Here is an 18,978-nt window from a genome sequence, read left to right as displayed (position 1 = left end):
TACTTTTCTACTTTATTTATAGCGATTAGCACTATTTATAGCAATTAGTCTAAATCTACCTACGCGCATAGCATACATGAAAGCTACCCCGCATAGAATACTCGCTTTTTTATTAATAGAAAATGGCAAAGAAGGCATACTATGGACTAAAGTATGTTATAAGTATCGTTAAAAGCGAGGAAAGTGGTGCGCAATGCTTGAAAATCCGCCAAAAGAGGCGAGTTTCGATCATGTGGATAATAATGGCGATTTAATTTTTATTTTTGAAAACACGCCGTTAAAAATTCATGTTGACGACACGCTGGAGCGCGCAATCGCCGAGTCGAAAAAACTAACAAATGTTGATGTGAATAATCAAAATACAGTTAACTCGACTGGCAAATCGGACGATTCGCCAAATGCAACTACAGCAACTCTGCCTATATCTCAAATTCAAGCTTTAATACGCGCTGGATTAGAACCAGAACATGTTGCAAAGCGCTACAACGTAAGCGAATCTCAAGTTAGACGATTCTCAAGCGGAGTAGAAACCGAAAAGCAATATGCTATTGAGCAATTCTTGACTGTTCCAGCACCTAAGCAAAGCAATATGCGAACTCTTTCGGATTTGATTGAACGCACTCTTGCAAAAGCGCATATTGGAATGGAAACAGTAAAGTGGCGCGCTACAAGACGCGGACTTGAGCCATGGCTTATAACAGCAGAATTCAACACTGCTACTCGCACAATAAAAGCCGAGTGGACTTGGAACATGCACGATAACTCCGTTGCTTGCGCTAATCCTTCTGCAAGATTGTTACTTGGCGAAGAAGTTATGAATAATGATTCTTCCAAAAAGTCGCAATTTGGCGGAACTTATAGAGATACTGTAAGCATTAGCTTCCCATTTGCAAACGAAGATCTTCCAGGAAACTCAATTCGTTCTGCAAGAATAGAGCGCGCTGTTTCTCAATGGGAATCGAGGAATAGTGAGAACCTTGCAAATGTTGCAAATGTTGCAATGCAAGCGCAAAATGCAAAAAATGAGCAAGACCAAAATGCGCAAAACGCAAACGCACAAGAACAATACAATGCGAATAAATCACTAGACCAAAATAACGCAAATCCTTTAGATTCTTTGCAAAGCTACGAGCAAAACAATAATCTAAGTACTTTAGTTGCAAATAGCGAGAACCAAGTGGATGCAAATGCTGTATCTAACAGTATAAATGCCGTACAAATCGCATCGAATATAGCAAACTCGTCCAATTCCGATTTGAGCAAATCTAGCAACAATTCAGATGCGCTTTTTAGTGACGACTCTAGTTCTAACAATGACTCGAGTATCGAAAAAGCAAAACAAGAAGATAATCACATTCAAGCAGACAAAACTGTTTCGATAGAAACGCCAAAGTCTGCGCAAACGCCAAAGTCTGCTAAAGCGCGCGCAAACGAACATTCTAAAGCCAAAAAGAGCAGCCGTGCAGCTGTTCCTAGCTGGGATGAGATTCTTTTTGGCGAAGGATGATAAGGATGATTTAGCGTAAATTAAGCTATATCAACTAAGCACGGAATATCCATTTCCATTGCGCTCATAGAGCCATGAACACTCGGCAAGTTCATGGCTTTTTCTGTTTCGATTCTAGAATCAACGATTGTTACAGATGACTTTGCTTGAACAAGAACATCTCCAATAACGCTTATCGCAAGCGAGCTGACTTCTCCAAAAACGCCATCTTTAACAGCTTGCTCTTTAGTTCTAACACGCGCTTTATCTTGCAAAACATTAGTCCACCTTAACGCAATATCTTCTGGATTTTCGCCGTCTTGCGCATAAAGCATAACAGACCTAGGCTCTCCCCCAACAAGCTTAACTCCTTTAGTAAGACGACTATCTTTTGCAATATCTATTTTCAAATCTGGATTTGACTCAATCATTCCATGATCTGCCGTAATAACGATTAGAGTGCCTTTTTGACAATTTTTTCTTAAAAGATTTAATTGTGCGTCTATCTGCTCAAAAATAGAAACCCAATTCTCGGATTCCCAACCATAATTATGCCCGATTTTGTCAATATCCCTAAGATACAAATACGTTAAACCAGGCGTTTTAGTGCTGTTTGCAGCGTTCATAATTCTCGCTCTAGCAGTTGTTCCGCTTATAAATTTAGCTCCTCTAAAAGCTGCTTGAGTTAAAGGAGAATCCTCAAATTTTGAAAGACTTACATGATTCGCTCTAACACCCAAGCTAGAAAGAGACTCGAATATTGTAGGCTGGCGCTGCAAATCTAATGGATTTGGAGCATCCCTAAATTGGATTAATTGAGATAATGCGCCAGTTTTAGGATTTTTTTGAGTGTATCCTGTCATTGCAGTAAGACCAGGGCAAGTCCCAGTGCCAAAAGTGGCCATTGCTGCAACCGTAGTGCTAGGAACGCAAGTTGTTATAGGGCGCTGATTTGCGCTGTTGTTAAGAAGAGCACGCAAATATGGAGCATGACCTTTTCTAATAGCAAGATTCCAATATCCAAGACCATCCACAAGCACAACAACAGCACTTTTTACTTTAGGAAACCCAAACAAATCTCGCAAAGAATCAGGATTTTTATGGATTTGTGTGCAAATTGGCGATCCTATAGAAGCACTAAGAGCTGGAAGAATCGAAGATAGATGAAGAGCAGATTTAGGATTATTGTATGCGTCACGGATTTTGCTATTTTCAACAAACTTCAACAAGTCATCCAATTGTGGAATCTCAATAGTCATAAGCTACATTGTAGTTAAAAAAGACTACATATAAAGTTAAATTCGAGTTAGCGCTAAAGTTAGATTCAAATCGCAAGAAAAATCGCAAGGAAAAACGCAACTAAAATCACCAGAAAAATCACCACTAAAATGGCAAGAAAATAAGCATTTAATAAACATTTGTGCATATAAATTGATATTATAAAGGCTTGTAAGTCACTTCAAGGAGTTCAAAATTATGCCTTCACGCAGCAAGTCGACAAAAGCAGCCTTCGACCCTAGAAAGGTTAAAGAGAATATTGTTGAAACGCCGCTTAACGAAGAGATGAGCAAATCTTTTCTGGAATACGCATACTCTGTGATTTACGCACGCGCATTGCCAGACGCAAGAGACGGAATGAAGCCCGTACAGCGCAGAATCGTGTACCAAATGGGAAACATGAATCTTACGCCAGAGCACGCTTATATGAAGTCTGCTCGCGTTGTGGGCGAAGTTATGGGAAAGCTGCATCCGCATGGAGATTCCGCGATTTACGAAGCAATGGTGCGCTTGGCTCAGCCGTTTTCTCTTATACTCCCATTGGTTGACGGTCATGGAAACTTTGGTTCCTTAGACGACGGCCCTGCAGCATCCAGGTACACAGAAGCACGACTAGCTCCAGCAGCGCTTGGAATGAATGCAGACATAAACGAAGATACTGTTGACTTTGCGCCAAACTACGACAATAAGCTAAAAGAGCCAACGGTTTTGCCTGCTGCTATACCAAACTTGCTTGTAAACGGAGCTTCTGGAATCGCAGTTGGAATGGCTACAAACATGGCTACTCACAATCTTGGAGAAGTTGTAGCTGCAGCGAAATACGTTATGAAGCATCCAAATGCAACTCTAGACGATTTAATGCAAATAGTTCCAGGACCAGACTGGCCGGGCGGCGGCATAATTATTGGGCGCAGCGGAATCCGCGAAGCATACGAAACTGGAAGAGGCGCTTTTACAACTAGATCAAAAACGCATATTGAAAACGTTACAGCACGCAAAAAAGCGATTATTGTTACAGAATTGCCATTTATGGTTGGCCCAGAGCGCGTGCTCGAACGCATATCTCAAGGTATAAAAGCGCGCAAACTAGACGGAATATCTGGAGCAATCGACTTAACAGATAGGCACAATGGAACGCGAATCGTAATCGAAATAAAAACAGGATTCGACCCAAACGCTGTTCTTGCGCAACTTTTTAAGCACACTCCGCTGCAAGAAAGCTTTACAATTAACAACGTTGCACTAGTTGATGGAAGACCTCACACAATGGGACTTCGAGAGCTTCTAGACGTGTGGATTTCGCACAGAAGAACCGTTATTAGAAGGCGCAGCGAATTTAGACTAAACAAAGCCAAAGAAAGATTGCATCTTGTAGAAGGCTTGCTTCTTGCAATGCTAGACATTGACGAAGTAATTCAAGTAATTAGGTCTTCCGAAGATGCAGAAACCGCTAAATCAAAGCTTATTAGCGTATTTGATTTAGACGAGATTCAAGCGCAATACATTCTTGACTTAAGGCTTAGAAGACTTACAAAAATGAGTCGAATCGAGCTAGAAGGCGAAAAAAACGACTTATTGCAAAAAATAGATGAGCTTAACGAGATTCTGAGCTCTGCAAATCAGTTAGACAAAGTTGTGATTGCAGAGATGGATTACGCTGTAAAACAGTGGGATACTCCTCGCAGAACGATTCTTTTAGACGAGCAAGAAGACGGCAGTTTTACGCCTGTTTGCACTAAAAACACTAAAGTTGCAAACAATGATTTAGCAATGGATGCAGTTATTGCAGCGAATAAGATTACAAGCACTCAAGCAGACGTTGCAGCAGCCGCTCTGGCCGCCAAAAAGTCTGGGAGCAGTGATGCTTCTGCAATAGCTTTGCAATTAAGCGACGATCCGTGCGCTGTAGCTTTGAGCACGTCTGGACTTATAGCAAGAACAAGCGTTGAAACGTTTAATAGATGGCAATCACATTCTTCAAATGTTTTTGATACTCCATGCTTAAGCGTGTTTGAAACAACAACGCGCGCAAACTACGCTTTAATAACATCCGCAGGGCGATTAGTAATAGCGCATGTTGCAGATTTACCACACTTAAATCAAGGTAACGAAGACGTTTTAGAATCGATTTCTAATGGCGTTAACGCAAACGAATTGCTAACTTCTACTCAAAGCACAGACCCGATTAGAGGAGAAAAAGTCGTAGCTGCTATTGCACTAAGCGATGATTCTAAAACTCCTACATCTTCTAAAACTCCTCTTGCAATCGGAACAAATAATGGCGTTGTAAAACGATGGAATTTTGAATCGCCAACAACAATGGATTCTTGGAGCATTATTGACTTAAAAGATAATGATTCAGTAATCGGAGCAGCACTTGCAAAAGACGAAGACAGGATTGTGTTTATAAGCAGCGACTCTTCCCTACTTACTTTCGACGCAAAGCAAGTGCGCGCACAAGGACGAAGCTCTGCTGGAATGGCAGGAATTAGGCTTAACGAAGGATGCGTTGTTTCTGCTTTTGCTGTAGTTGCTAAAAATGACGTTGAATGGAACTACGAAGAAGGGCAAAACGGACTATTTTCTGCTTCTGGAAGCGTAGTTTTCACTCTTGCTGGAGACAGCGACGCGCTTGCTGGAACAGAAAACGGAGCAGCAAAGATTACACCGTTAGAAATGTACCCTACAAAGGGCAGAGGCACGGGAGGCGTGCGATCGCAGCGATTCCTTAAGGGGCAAAATACACTTTTGCATGCATACGTTGGAAACTATCCGCTTTACGCGACTACACAACGTGGAGCAAATGTAGAGCTACCTAAGCCAGATATGCGAAGGGATGCTTCGGGAACCGAACTAGTCTCCCCTATTGCGCATATTGGTTAGTTACGTTGTGTAGTTACGCCATTTATGCCATTGTTTCAACGTATGCTATAGCTGCAATTTTCGTAACTAGTTTTTGCGAGCATGCTTGGAATAGCTACGAAGTGATTTTCTAGCTCCTACAAGTACGAAAATTCCTGCAAACACAGATGCAAACAAAGAATTCATGGCCATAGTCACTGAAGAGCCAGTTTCAGGCAAATGCTTAGCAGAATTAGCTTGAATCTGCATTTTCAATGGCGCTTCATCTTGTTTCTTTACATCAAACGAATAATCTTGATTCTTTGTATATTCTTGCACATGCGAAGGAACAAAATCTGTAATAGGCGTAGAATCTGGAGCTGGAGTTTGCTCTTCATCTGTATCTGGCGTCGTATCTGGCGTTGGCGTTGGCTTTGGCACAGGCGTTGGAATCGGAGCAGGAGCTGGCTTAGGTGTATAAATAGCATAAACCGTCATATCACTTTTTACTGGAGTTTGATCAGTAAATATTTTGCTTTTATCCTTACCTGTAGAGTCGGCATTCCACTCTACAAAAGTATAACCTTCTTTAGATGGTGCCGATGGCATCATCTGACCTGCAACACTGTTTTCACTTATGCTTTTGCCTTCCTTAACTTGCACAGAAGCATAATTAGAATTATTGCCATTTACAAAAGTAACAGTGTAGATCTTAGCCTTAGGAATAATGTTGTAGGTAAAGTGCGATCTACCAATCATCCTAGGCATATTATTAACAAAATCATAAAATATACACTGACCTTCAAGGGTGCCAGTCTTCACTGCTACATATTTGCCATCAGAGTTTTTCTTAAAATATGGCGAGCGGTCAATCGTTACGGGATTCCCATTCTCCTCAAAACCCTCCATAACACTGATTGTATGACCAGAGCTTTCTTGAGTAATTGTAATAGGGCGCTTATATTCCTCTCCTACCTCAATAGTAAAAGGTCCAGGATTTTGATTGTCAAACGGTGAATCATTTTCCCCTGAGCGAAACTTATATTGTCCTAAATTACCTTTTACAACAATTTCAGAAATTTTATTACCTTGGAAAGCAACACTACCAACTCCAGCAAGATAATACGGGTCAGCATCCGTATCATGCTCTTTGCCAGTTCCATCAATTACACCTTCAAACACAACTTTTTCAATTTCATTAGCAACAAAGGCTGCATTGCTTACTGAAATAACATTTTTTGGAATAACAACAGTTCCCTTAATTTTATTCCAACCGAAAGCGCCATATTCTATAATCTTAAGAGACTGCGGAAGAGTTACACCCTCAATATAAGTTTCGCCATCAATGTGTTCATGCTTATTCCCAACCTGCTTTGCACTTCCAGTAAAAGCACATTCATGAATAACTTCAATACCTTCAGGAATAACTATGTGATGATTTTTCTTAAGCTTTTCCTTGCCTTTGGCGCTAAGTCCATCCACATATTCATTTACTGTTTCATTCGTTTCAGGATGATAAACATCTTTCCTGCCACCAACAGTTTTACCATCGGCAGAAATATTAAAGTCGTCCTTCGTCCAAGTTAAAGATTCATCATTTGCAGCAGTTGAATCAGTTGATGCTGCTCTGGATTCTTCAGATGCAGTTACGCTTCTATCTTCATGATTATTTGTTGGAAGATTAGTATTGCTTACATCTATAAGAGTTTGCGTAATCTTATTAGTTTCAAAATTTTCAGTATCAGTTACAGATTCAGAAGTTTTAGCAGATTTAGCAGATTTTGTAGTTTCGTTAGTTTTTTCAGTTTCGTTAGAATTTGAAGAGTTAATACTTTCAGAAGGTTTTACGGAAGTGCTATCTAAAGCTCCCCTCACCCCATTGGATGTTTTAGAATCTACGGCAGAAGAATTTACAGACGTATTAACACCAGAAGCAGTTGAAGTTTCAACAGCATTAGCACTTTGCGCTACGCAAAAAGCACACGCAGCAGTAGCAATACCCATCATAGCGCTAGTCAAAATTATATTAGTTCTCTTACTCATTTTTTCCTCTTGCAAAACCAACTCTTCTAAAATTATTAGCGATTAAAACAAATATAATACATAGCTTAACAGTATTAGTTTGAATCTTCACATATTCTACAACTTACACTTTCAATAGCAATCAAATGTAACCAAACTCACAATAATCTTAATAAATCTTAAACCAAAACCAGCAAACAATCACACAAAAATATTTTCATACTAAACTTTTGCAAGTCCGAATCAATTTCATATGCATAAACGCCATTGCAGATAGCAAAATAATCAAATATGCTGGCAGCAAAGACATAGACACGTTTTGACCAATAAACCCAAAGATTGCAGGCATTAGCATTGATCCAATATATGCGCTAGCCATTTGCACGCCAACAATCGCTTGCGATTTATCAGCTCCAAAATAATGCGGTGTGGAATGAATAATGCATGGATAAATAGGCGCACAACCTAAACCAATAATCACAAATCCTGCAACCAATGCTATATGATTTGGCAATGGCAATAACAATACAATAACGCCTAAAATCATCACTAGTTGCCCAAGACGAATCATGGTTTCATCATTAAAACGCATTGTCAAAAATCCGCTTATAAATCGTCCTGCTGTAATACCAACATAAAATAAACTTGCCCAACCCGCTGCAACAACGCGGCTAACTCCCCCGTGCAAAACCATGTAACTACTAGCCCATAATCCTGCAGTTTGTTCAATAGCGCAGTAGCAGAAAAACATTATAAAAATATTTTTAGCTCCAGGAATGCGCAAAACTTCTGCAAAAGATAGCGTTTTAGAATATTCTTTAGATATCTGAATAGGTTTTAGTAATTTATGCGATTTACGATTATTCCACAATGGCAAACTTGCAAACAATATTACAGTTAATATAACTTGAACAATAGCAATATATTGATACCCTGCAGACCATCCAAATCCGCAAGAAAGCGCAAAACCCATAACGTAAGGCCCAGCTGAAGCTCCAATACCCCACATGCAGTGAAGCCAGCTCATATGACGGCTTTCGTAGTGCAAAGCAACATAGTTGTTAAGAGCAGCGTCTACTCCTCCAGCACCAAGTCCGTACGGAATTGCCAGAAAAATAAGCACAAGGTAATTCGGCGCAAAAGAAAAACCCAATAATGACAACGCAGTTAAAGCAACAGATACAGAAGTAACTTTTCCTACGCCAAATCGCTTAGTTATTCTGTCACTCAATAGAGCAGACACAATAGTTCCTGCAGAAATAACCATTGATATTCCGCCAGCCCAAGAAATTTGCGCGCCAATATCGTGGCTCATAGTCGGCCAAGCAGATCCTAAAAGAGCATCTGGCAAACCCAAGCTAATAAATGCTAAATAGATAATTGCAAGAAGAAGGTTAATCATATTCACATATCAATTCATCAAACGAGTTATAAGTTTTTGTATTAGGATTTAGGTAGGATTAAAAAACGCCAGCACTATAACATTTACAAATTGTTTTTCTCACTAGATTCGTGCATCTCATCAAGCAAATCTTGAACCAAATATCCGTCGCTCATACAATGCATATCCGAAATACCATTACGCATCAAATCGTAAGTAACAGAATGGTAAAACACGTCAAGCGCCTGCTCATAACTCAACCCAGCACGCTCAGCCAGAAGACTTACAACCCTAGCATACTTCTTTTGCAACAAAATAGGATTCGCCATCAAAATCCATCACTCCCCTAAAAACTTACTATTTACACACTCGCTTTTTATGTATGTAAGACACAAATCAATAGCTTTCTGACTTCTAAAACATATTTGATTATTAGTCTTTTCATATTTTAGTCTGCCTAAAGCTTCAGACTTAGTAATTAAATCATCAAACAACAATTCAAGTGTGTTATAAACCTTATCGTTTGCCACACCGCCAATTACCACTTCAAAACTACTTGTATCATTTCCAGTACGAGCACTAAGTATGAAATTAAGCCATTCTTCAGAATATGAATCAAACTTAAGAACAGATAATTCACTAAGCACATCATCGTCAAAATTATAAGAAGAAACAAACGCATCATTGCCTTTGCGAATAAATTTCTTCGCCCAATTATCAGCCTGGCTACGTATTGATGTAACGTAGAATCCTGCGCCAAAATCAACATCTTTACGCGAATGCAATACATCTGGAAATTCAACAGGCATAAAAGAACCGTGATAAACAATCATACTTTTACACCTTTTTCGCGCATGAAGGAAATAATATCGTTTGTAATATACTCTTTGCCTTGAGTGTGCAAAACGTCATAAGATGGAATAATATAAGACATAAGAATATTACTCTTCTTAGTCAAAGCATCATACGTATCGCGAGGGTTTTGATTAAGCTTCTTAGCAACATTTTCAATACAAAATATTGCAAAATCAAGCTTATCCTTGTCAAAGACTTCCTGCTTATTACCAACCATAAAACCCTCCTTTTTAAGATAAAGTACAATAGAACACTGACTACAAAGTAATAATTCTTAAAACAAGCTTTTAATACAGTTTACATCAAAAATTACACATGCAATAAGGCTTCTAACTTGATGCTATAAAACATTAATCAGAAGCCTTATTCCAATATTCTTAATTCTTATACGCGATTATATTCGAGTTTCGCATTTAATGCTTGCGGCGAGACTTGAACATAGACAAACCAAAACCAGCAAACAAAAACTCAAACAAAGACTCAAACAATGGTGCAACACCAACACCAGTATCAGGCAAATGCTTGGCAGCATGCTTAGCTTCAGGCTGCTTTTGCTGTTCCGACTGCTCAGGCTGATCAAGAGCTGGCGCTGGCTCAAGTTCCTGCTCAGGCTCAGGAACAGGAACCGGTGTTGGCTCTGGCTCTGGTGGTGTCGGTGGCGTTGGCTTCTTAGTAACAGTTACTGTGGCAGATGCTGTTGCAGTAGCGCCACCATTATCTGTTACACTAAACGTAATCTTATAGGAGCCAACTTTAGTATTATCAAAACCACCGTTATCGGTTAGCTTTACATTACTGGTTATATCACCATCTTCCGGATCTTTAGCAGACACTATAAGACTATTCAAATCAATCGAATCGCCTTCAGTAATCGTTTTATCTTGCAAAGTAAGCGTTGGAGCAACATTCATAACAGTCGCATTCAAATCATAAATAGCATAAACTGTCATATCGCCTGTTACTGGTGTGGCAGCACTAAATTCCTTGGTTTTATCTTTACCAGTTTCGTCCGTGCTCCAACCTCTAAATGTATAACCCGTTTTAGAAGGATCAGCAGGCATAGACTGATCAGTCCACTCATCGCTATTAATAGATTTACCTTCTTGCACTTTTACTTTCGCATACTCACTGCCCTCATTCATAAAAGTAACTGTATGATCAGCTTCTTTTATCCACTTTGGGAACACAACGAATGTGTGGTTTGTAGTGCAATATTGTGTACCTAGTTTACTTCCAAACGTATTTACACCCTTGCTATCTCTAATCACAGCAAATAAATATGGGTAGGTAGTAGTTTGTTCGTTAAATGGTACATAGTCAACAGTTGTGTTATCTATTATCTTTTTATCGTCATCAAACATACGGTCATACGACGTATACGGTTTGCCGTTTTTCTTTTTAGCAACATAGAACTGCCAACCAACAAACTTGTAACCTGCTTTTGTAGGATTAGTTGTCGGGAACTGAATAACATTATCTTTTACACGAAGACGTTCAAATATATTGTCCGTGGTGTAAGTAAACTTCCAGTTACCATCAGAGCGATAGCTTCCGTCAGTATTTTGAGGCTGCGTGTACGAGAAGCACTTGTCTGCCACCGATTCATCTTTGGCATAAACAACTTCCAAAACATTCAGGCGGAAATATTTGTTTTGATACGTTTTATTAGACCCTTTAGACGGATTCCACGTAAAGTGGTATATATCGCCTTCAAATTCGTTTCCCTCATTGACTGAAACATTGTTATACGTCACATAATACGGGCTTGGAACTGTGCTGTTTACCACTGACACTTCGTACGTATGGCTTGAATCATAGCTGCCCAAGCTTTTGGTTGCACTAGTAGCAGTATCAGGATCATAAGTGCCAGTAGTTGTTGCTACTACCTTGTTATCAGTTGTATCTTTTATCTGAAATTCAATTTTAGCAAACGCATCCTTTACGTCTTTCCTAGAAGAATCTAGCGTGGAACCAAAGTCCCAATTCTCAAAATTCAATTGACCAAAATCACTATCGCTCTTAATAAATGCTTTGTTATTATCGCTGTTCATGGTTTCCCAGCAAAGGCTTACTTTAAGCTCGGTTTTTTCTTGCTTTTTTTGATTAGGAGCTGGCTTACTACTAGCAAAAAGCGCTTGATTAAAAATTGTTGGAGAAACTGAGTTTTCATTAACTTTAGACTTTGAATCAATGTTTGATTCAGCTTTTGTATCAGTATTTTCAACAGAATCTACATTAGATTTAGCGGTAGTCTTAACGACAGTGTTTACATTAGTCTTTGTATCAAGCTTGACATCAGACTTTGCATCAGACTTTACGCTACTCTTAGTTTCAAGCTTGGATTCAGTTTTTGTATTAGAATTTGGTTTCGAATTCGTTTCAGGTTTTATATTATCTTTATCAGAAGAATCAGAAGGATCAGAAGACTTTATGCCATTTGTCTCAGAAGAATTGGTTTCTTGAGAAGAAGTATTTTCAATTGGGGGGGGGGGTAGTAACTTTTGCAGTGGAAGTGCCAGAATCCACGTAAGTATCAGCAGCATTCGCGGTCTGCGCCATGCAAAAAGCGCAAGCCGCAGTAGCAATACTCATCATCGTAGTCGATAATAAAATCACAGTTTTCTTGTTCATTTTTCCCTCTTATAAAACAAATTTTAAGAAAATCAGTAAATGCAAAATCCCAGACTCACTTCCACTATTGAAGCAAACCTGCATTCGCAATTATATCATAAAATCATTATAACTTAACTAAATGTCATAATGTAATTACAATTCAAAATTTGTCATACACATCATGCAATGCGAAGAAAATTACAAATATTAAGTAACTTAACGCGCAAGTAAAACAAAATCAGGTATCGATTTTGGAACGATCAAAGTCGTCTGCGTTATCAACAATAAACTGCTTGCGCGGAGGAACATCATCGCCCATCAGCAAATCGAATACTTCGCTCGCCTGCTGAGCATCTTCCATACGAATCCTTCTTAACATGCGAGTTCTAGGGTCCATAGTGGTGTCTGCAAGCTGATCCGCATCCATCTCACCCAAGCCCTTGTAGCGCTGAATATCGCTGTTAAAATCAATGCCCTTAGCTTGCAAGTCATCAAGCTTTCCAGCCAATTCGTCATCGGAATACGTGTAAATATACTCGCCTTTGCGCTTTCCAGCGAGCGCAATCCTGTGAAGCGGAGGCACTGCAGCATAAACGTGCCCGTGCTCAATAAGCGGACGCATATAACGATAGAACAGCGTTAGCAACAAAATACGAATGTGCGCACCATCAACATCAGCATCTGTCATCATAACAATCTTGTTATAACGCGCTTGCGAAATATCAAAACTTGCGCCCGACCCTGCTCCAACAACCTGAATAATTGCAGCACACTCTTTGTTAGAGAGCATTTGAGCAAGACTTGCTTTTTGAACGTTCAAAATCTTACCGCGTATTGGCAAAAGCGCTTGGAAAGCAGAGTTTCTAGCAGCTTTTGCAGTACCAAGCGCAGAATCGCCCTCAACGATGAAAAGTTCTGCAACATCGTCGTTTCCAGGCTGGCAATCAGAAAGCTTCGGCGGCATAGAAGCAGACTCAAGCGCATTCTTTCTGCGAGTAACTTCCTTAGTTTTACGCGCTTGAATACGCGCATGCATCTCGGAAACAATTTTCTCTAAAACTCTAGCAGACTGCTCTTTGAATCCTCGCTTAGACCCACTAATCATCTCGCCGAATTGAGCATCCGTCATTTTTGTAACGATTGGCTTAACTTGAGCAGTTCCAAGAACATCTTTAGTTTGACCCTGGAATTGAGGCTCTGCTATGCGAACTGTTACAACAGCAACCATTCCAGCTAGAATATCGTCTCGCTCAATCTTAGTGTTTGAATCTTTAAGATTGACTTTAAGTTTTCTAGCATTGTCTTCAACAGCCTTGCGGATTTGCTTAGTCAATCCTTGCAAGAATCCGTCTACGTGCATGCCTCCGCCAGGAGTTTCAACAACGTTCACAAAGCTAACAATCGTTGAATCGTAGCCGTTTACCCATCGCATTGCAATGTCAACACCGCACTTACGCGTCACTTGTTGAGCATGCAAATCTCCAGCAGAATCAACAGCTTGCGTTTCTTCTACATACGTATCTTCGCCAGAAATACGCCAAATATCGGAGATTGCTTGACCTTTTGAAAGAAAGTCAACGAAATCTTTTACTCCGCCATTATGCAAAAATTCAACAACTCTAGGATGATGATTATTTTGCAATTCTCTAGCAGACTCACTATTTGCAACAGATTGTTCGGTGGATTCTTCTGATTCTTCGGATTCTTCGGATTCGCTATCAATTTCGCCATCGGATTCAACTTCCGATTCGCCATCAGATTCAGATTCTTCTGATTCATATTCAGATTGATTTAGCTCATTAGATTCATTATCTACGGTTGCTTGCGATTCATCCTTAAAAGCCAAATCATCTGTTAAATCACTAGTATTAGCATTCGCATCATCACTAGCGCTAACATCAATCTCTTGAATATCGCTAAATTCGCCTTCTGGAACATGCTCATCAATAACAGTAATGCGCAATCCTGGAACCAAAAAACTGGTTTGACGAACTCTGTCAATCAACTGTTCGTAACTAAAGCGAGCTGTTGAATTAAAAATCTCAGGATCCGCCCAATAACGAACTCGAGTACCAGTAGTTTTTGGCGAAACCGTACCAATAATCTCAAGCTCAGTAGGCTTGTTCTTGCGCGTGCGCTTAAAAGGAGAAGCAGGAGACGGATTTGCTGGATCTGCATCGCTATACACACCAGGATGCCCCTGATGGAAAGCCATATGATGCGTTTTTCCGTCTCTATCTACTTCTACGTCTAATCGCAAGCTCAACGCATTTACAACAGAAGAGCCAACACCATGCAATCCGCCTGCAGCATTGTACGAAGCGTTACCAAACTTTGCTCCAGCGTGAAGCTTAGTTAGAACAACTTCAACGCCAGTAAGCTTTGTTTTTGGCTCCACGTCTACTGGAATACCGCGACCATTATCCGCAACTTCAATAGAACCATCGTTGTGAAGAGTAACAATAATATGATTGCAAGCACCAGCTAAAGCCTCATCAACCGCATTATCAATAATCTCCCAAAGGCAATGCATTAAGCCTTGACTGTCTGTAGTGCCAATATACATGCCTGGGCGCTTTCGTACAGCATCCAAGCCTTCTAGCACAGTCAAACTGTCGGCATCATATTGCTCTTGCTCTTTAAGAGAAGCCACTTTTACTCCTTATACAACAACAATTAAAGCTACTAGAGCGTATCTAATAACAAATCACTGATCTAAGAAGTCGCGCAAGGTTTGCGACCTAGAAGGATGACGCAACTTAGACATTGTTTTAGACTCGATTTGACGAATGCGTTCGCGAGTAACGCCATACACGCGACCAATATCGTCCAAAGTCTTAGGCTGGCCATCTTCCAAGCCGTAGCGCATTTTAATAACACCAGCTTCTCTAGGAGCCAGAGTTTCCAAAACTTGCCTAAACTGCTCTTGAAGAAGCGAGAATGCTACTGCATCCGAAGGTGCAATTGCATCGGTATCTTCAATCAAATCACCAAACTCAGAATCGCCATCTTCGCCCAAAGGAGTGTGCAAAGAAATAGGCTCACGGCCATATTTTTGCACTTCTTGCACCTTTTCTACAGGCATATCAAGCTCGCGTGCAAGCTCATCTGGCGTAGGCTCGCGACCCAAGTCTTGAAGCATTTGGCGCTGAACTCTAGAAAGCTTATTAATAACTTCCACCATATGCACTGGAACTCGAATTGTACGAGCCTGATCTGCCATAGCACGCGTAATAGCCTGGCGAATCCACCAAGTTGCATACGTTGAGAACTTAAAGCCCTTCTTCCAATCAAACTTTTCTACTGCACGAATTAAACCAAGATTACCTTCCTGAATTAGATCAAGGAAAAGCATGCCCCTGCCCGTATACCTTTTAGCAAGAGAAACAACAAGTCGCAAGTTTGCTTCTAGAAGATGATCTTTAGCTTTCTTACCATCTGCTGCAGCCCACTTAAGCTCGCGCTTACGCTTAAACTCCATTTGATCGATTTGCGTATCGAGCAAATGCTGAGCATATAAGCCAGCTTCGATTCGCTCCGACAAATCAACCTCTTGTTCGGCATTAAGAAGACTCACGCGACCAATCTGCTTCAAGTAATCTTTAACAGGATCTGCCGTAGCGCCAGTAGCGATTACGCGCCGCTTTGGGTTTCCAGAAGGCGTAAGATTATCGTCGTCATCGTCATCGCGAACAATAAAAGCGCCTTTTGCTTGAGGAACTTGCGGAGCTTCTGGCTTATTTTCTTCGCTGTCTTCGCTATCTTCGTCTTCAGAAATATCGTCTAGATCATTAATGTCGTCATCATCATCCAAGTCGTCTACGTCGTCTACATCAAGATCATCGTGAATTTCATCAAAATCTTCTAAATCCATGCGATCTTCGTCTGGATCCATTGGCGCATCAACATTAACGTCAACATCTTGAGCGTCAACGTTTTCATCAATCTTAAAGTCTTGTTGTTCTTCTTTGCTCGTCTTGGAATCGACACTTGCTTTATTTTCGCTCGCCAAACTTTTCCTCCTGTAGATTCCCCGCTAACACAAAGTAATCCGCCAAAATAGGGTATTTTAATTTTGCTATACCCTAAAGGCACTCTACTATACCATAAAGGTACAGTTATGGCAAGGGCAACTTTTCATTAAGAAGTTAATCATCTTCTAAGGACGATTCCTTATTACTTTCTTCTTGCGGCGTGGCGAATTTTCTACACCACGCTGGCTCTACATGATTCCTATATGCGTTATCTACTATTCTAACCATTGAGCAATCAGGATCTATATCTAACGCCATTTCAACATATTTTTCAACATCACCTAGCCTAAACCACCAACTTATATAGCACATTAAAGCGTAAACTTGCACTTTTAACTCTGGGATTCCATCTACAACACAAGCCATAGCTTTTAGTAGATTTACAACGTCTAGCGCTTTGCAAATATCTGGAAGTTCGTGCTCTTCGTTAAATTTTTCTTCTAGAAAACATCTTAAATCCTTAGATATTTCTTTTGTTCTAGGCTCTAAAGCTAGAGTAAGCAACGAATCAATATTGTAGTACTCCCCTTTAGAATCCAATAAATCTACAAGCAAAGTGTCTCGAACGTTAATATTGTCAAACATTGCAATCGGCAGCATTATAAGGTCGTAGCCTACAAGGTTTCCTTCTTTTTTGAAAATCATATTATGCCAGTTGCGTATTGATTGATTTACAAAAATATCAAAAGCCGAGAATACTTCCTTCTTACATTTAACATCTAAATCTCTGTTTATGTAATCAATATACTTTTCAAAAAATTCTGGAGCTAAAGATCTAAGATTTTCAATCCAATTATCGCTGTAATCATGATGATTGTTAACATAATCTTTAGGAATATCTAAAACTGCTATACACTCTTTTGGAAGATGATTAAGATTCACTTTTTCTATTGTTTTTCCAGAAGAATAGCTCACAGCAAAATAGTCTTCGGAGTTGTTACAAATCATACTTGCAGCATAAACATTCGTCATCTCTTTAAAAGTTGAATATTCATGATCTTTGTCTTCAAAAAATTGCGTTTCGTTGATTTCGCAACCTTTAGATTCGTTTTTTAATGTTTTCATAATTCCTCCATTATTATGTTTGTTATTCGTTATTTGATATTTGATATTTGTTACTCGATACTTGCTGTATTGATTTCGCTGTTTCTTTTAACTTTGCAAATAAGAGTTTTGCATCGCAAAAGCGATAGCGCAATAAAAACTAAGCAATGTGGTTAAAGGCTATAAATCCTAGAAAATACTGGAAAAGTCATATATAAATCCTAGAAAATACTCACTTTTATAATGTCTAAGCCATGTGAATAACTCGTAGATATGAGTTTAGATTCGCAAAAGTCATGCATCGATACGCGTATAGGCGAATTAATTTATAGTCAATTTGATTCTTTAGCTTGCAAAAATCTTATTTCTAATTGCAATAAAACACTTAAAAACGTTGTTTCCCAGGCCATTTTGTCTAGCGAAGGCGGAAAACGACTTAGAGCTTTATTCGCATTATATGCTTTTGATGCAGCAAAAGAGAGCTACTCAGCTACGCAAAGTGACGACTCTTACAAAAACTCAAAAAACGCAATGCTAGACGTTGCTTGTGCTCTAGAAGTATTTCAAACAGCAGCTCTTGTTCACGACGACATAATCGACGAATCCGCTTTAAGACGAGGAAAACCAAGCGCATATTGTGCGCTATCTAAAGCCACAAACAATAGTCATATTGGAACTGGTCTTGGATTAATGCTCGGAGATATTCTAGCGTCTCAAAGCTTCGACATAACCAGAAAAGCGTGCAAAAACTTGCAAAATCCTAATGAGGTTTTATGCGAGTTTACAAACATGCAAAAAAACGTTGGAATTGGCCAAATTCTAGACCTTTCAATCGAAATGATGAGCCTAGATAATCCACAAAAACTTGCAGAATCTTCTATAAACGTTTTTAGGTGGAAAACTGCAAGTTACACAACTATTGCACCTCTTGCTCTAGGATTTTTGGCTGCTGGAATGCAAAAAGACTACGCAATCAATTTAGCAAATCAAATTGGAGATCCTTTAGGAATCGCATTCCAACTTGCAGACGATCTTTTAGATATTGTTTCGGATTCTGCTCACACAGGTAAGCCAATCGGAGGAGATATTCGGGAAGGAAAACGCGCTGTTCTTCTAGCAGACGTATTAGAACTTTGCACTCCCGAAGATAAGCTCTTCCTTATAGACGCATACACTTCTAAAAGCCGAAACGAAGATGACGTTAAAAGAATCATTGATATTTATAGTAAAAGTGGCGCTATAAGTAAGTCTAAAAAGCGCATTCACAATCTTTGGGTTGAATCGCAAGAAAAAATAGACGCTAGTTCGCTAAGCAATCATAGTAAAGTCATTTTGCACAATATTTCTAGCATGTTTATTCCTAAAGAATGGCAATAAGCGCAAATTGCGACTATTCTTTACTGTATTACCTGTACACTTTTAAA

At 39.6% G+C, this 18,978-nt stretch carries 12 protein-coding genes and 1 pseudogene; 3 read left to right on the top strand and 10 right to left on the bottom strand.

The window, feature by feature from the left end; all coding sequences use genetic code 11:
* Positions 1 to 193 precede the first annotated feature (193 nt).
* Positions 194 to 1,507 (top strand): septation protein SepH, encoded by a 1,314-nt coding sequence (sepH, locus tag NYP69_RS00805; RefSeq protein ID WP_473412842.1) that lies wholly within the window; start codon positions 194 to 196, stop codon positions 1,505 to 1,507.
* 20 nt (positions 1,508 to 1,527) lie between these two features.
* Here sepH and NYP69_RS00800 read toward each other — a convergent pair whose 3' ends face one another.
* Positions 1,528 to 2,745, bottom strand: coding sequence for an alkaline phosphatase family protein (locus NYP69_RS00800; protein WP_473410460.1), 1,218 nt, complete (start codon positions 2,743 to 2,745; stop codon positions 1,528 to 1,530).
* Positions 2,746 to 2,962: 217 nt separating this feature from the next.
* Between NYP69_RS00800 and NYP69_RS00795 the strand changes: the two genes are divergently transcribed.
* Positions 2,963 to 5,647, top strand: coding sequence for a DNA gyrase/topoisomerase IV subunit A (locus tag NYP69_RS00795; RefSeq protein ID WP_473410459.1), 2,685 nt, complete (start codon positions 2,963 to 2,965; stop codon positions 5,645 to 5,647).
* Positions 5,648 to 5,713: 66 nt separating this feature from the next.
* Here the strand turns inward: NYP69_RS00795 and NYP69_RS00790 are convergent, their stop codons facing one another.
* The 9 genes and pseudogenes from NYP69_RS00790 to NYP69_RS00750 all read right to left on the bottom strand — a co-directional run bounded on the left by NYP69_RS00790 (position 5,714) and on the right by NYP69_RS00750 (position 17,575).
* Positions 5,714 to 7,648, bottom strand: coding sequence for an InlB B-repeat-containing protein (locus tag NYP69_RS00790; RefSeq protein ID WP_473410458.1), 1,935 nt, complete (start codon positions 7,646 to 7,648; stop codon positions 5,714 to 5,716).
* Positions 7,649 to 7,844: 196 nt separating this feature from the next.
* Positions 7,845 to 9,029 carry an MFS transporter gene (locus tag NYP69_RS00785; RefSeq protein WP_473410770.1) on the bottom strand — a complete coding sequence of 395 codons (1,185 nt, stop codon included), beginning with the start codon at positions 9,027 to 9,029 and terminating at the stop codon, positions 7,845 to 7,847.
* 83 nt (positions 9,030 to 9,112) lie between these two features.
* A complete protein-coding gene (locus NYP69_RS00780) occupies positions 9,113 to 9,337 on the bottom strand; it encodes a DUF3791 domain-containing protein (RefSeq protein WP_004132107.1) in 225 nt (74 codons plus the stop codon).
* A gap of 9 nt (positions 9,338 to 9,346) precedes the next feature.
* Positions 9,347 to 9,817: a DUF3990 domain-containing protein gene (locus NYP69_RS00775; RefSeq protein ID WP_473412841.1), complete on the bottom strand. Its 471-nt coding sequence runs from the start codon at positions 9,815 to 9,817 to the stop codon at positions 9,347 to 9,349.
* A 20-nt stretch (positions 9,818 to 9,837) separates the two neighbouring features.
* Positions 9,838 to 10,080 (bottom strand): DUF3791 domain-containing protein, encoded by a 243-nt coding sequence (locus NYP69_RS00770; protein WP_004132102.1) that lies wholly within the window; start codon positions 10,078 to 10,080, stop codon positions 9,838 to 9,840.
* Between the two features lie 196 nt (positions 10,081 to 10,276).
* Positions 10,277 to 12,494 (bottom strand): annotated as a pseudogene (locus tag NYP69_RS00765) (InlB B-repeat-containing protein).
* Between the two features lie 220 nt (positions 12,495 to 12,714).
* Positions 12,715 to 15,129: a DNA gyrase/topoisomerase IV subunit B gene (locus NYP69_RS00760; RefSeq protein WP_473410455.1), complete on the bottom strand. Its 2,415-nt coding sequence runs from the start codon at positions 15,127 to 15,129 to the stop codon at positions 12,715 to 12,717.
* A gap of 54 nt (positions 15,130 to 15,183) precedes the next feature.
* Positions 15,184 to 16,488, bottom strand: coding sequence for an RNA polymerase sigma factor (locus NYP69_RS00755; RefSeq protein WP_115757643.1), 1,305 nt, complete (start codon positions 16,486 to 16,488; stop codon positions 15,184 to 15,186).
* 136 nt (positions 16,489 to 16,624) lie between these two features.
* Entirely contained in the window at positions 16,625 to 17,575 is a 951-nt protein-coding gene (locus NYP69_RS00750; protein ID WP_473412840.1) for a hypothetical protein, read from the bottom strand.
* Positions 17,576 to 17,827: 252 nt separating this feature from the next.
* Here NYP69_RS00750 and NYP69_RS00745 point away from each other — a divergent pair, with 252 nt between their 5' ends.
* A complete protein-coding gene (locus tag NYP69_RS00745) occupies positions 17,828 to 18,931 on the top strand; it encodes a polyprenyl synthetase family protein (protein WP_115761618.1) in 1,104 nt (367 codons plus the stop codon).
* Positions 18,932 to 18,978: the final 47 nt, after the last annotated feature.

Source organism: Gardnerella sp. c17Ua_118, from assembly GCF_055804255.1.
This window is presented reverse-complemented; position numbering and strand designations above follow the sequence as displayed.

What these genes read in the sequence shown, in the direction of transcription:
- sepH (WP_473412842.1), top strand. Translation starts at nt 194, where the DNA reads ATGCTTGAAAATCCGCCAAAAGAGGCGAGTTTCGATCATGTGGATAAT.
- NYP69_RS00800 (WP_473410460.1), bottom strand. Translation starts at nt 2,745, where the DNA reads ATGACTATTGAGATTCCACAATTGGATGACTTGTTGAAGTTTGTTGAA.
- NYP69_RS00795 (WP_473410459.1), top strand. Translation starts at nt 2,963, where the DNA reads ATGCCTTCACGCAGCAAGTCGACAAAAGCAGCCTTCGACCCTAGAAAG.
- NYP69_RS00790 (WP_473410458.1), bottom strand. Translation starts at nt 7,648, where the DNA reads ATGAGTAAGAGAACTAATATAATTTTGACTAGCGCTATGATGGGTATT.
- NYP69_RS00785 (WP_473410770.1), bottom strand. Translation starts at nt 9,029, where the DNA reads ATGATTAACCTTCTTCTTGCAATTATCTATTTAGCATTTATTAGCTTG.
- NYP69_RS00780 (WP_004132107.1), bottom strand. Translation starts at nt 9,337, where the DNA reads ATGGCGAATCCTATTTTGTTGCAAAAGAAGTATGCTAGGGTTGTAAGT.
- NYP69_RS00775 (WP_473412841.1), bottom strand. Translation starts at nt 9,817, where the DNA reads ATGCCTGTTGAATTTCCAGATGTATTGCATTCGCGTAAAGATGTTGAT.
- NYP69_RS00770 (WP_004132102.1), bottom strand. Translation starts at nt 10,080, where the DNA reads ATGGTTGGTAATAAGCAGGAAGTCTTTGACAAGGATAAGCTTGATTTT.
- NYP69_RS00750 (WP_473412840.1), bottom strand. Translation starts at nt 17,575, where the DNA reads ATGAAAACATTAAAAAACGAATCTAAAGGTTGCGAAATCAACGAAACG.
- NYP69_RS00745 (WP_115761618.1), top strand. Translation starts at nt 17,828, where the DNA reads ATGAGTTTAGATTCGCAAAAGTCATGCATCGATACGCGTATAGGCGAA.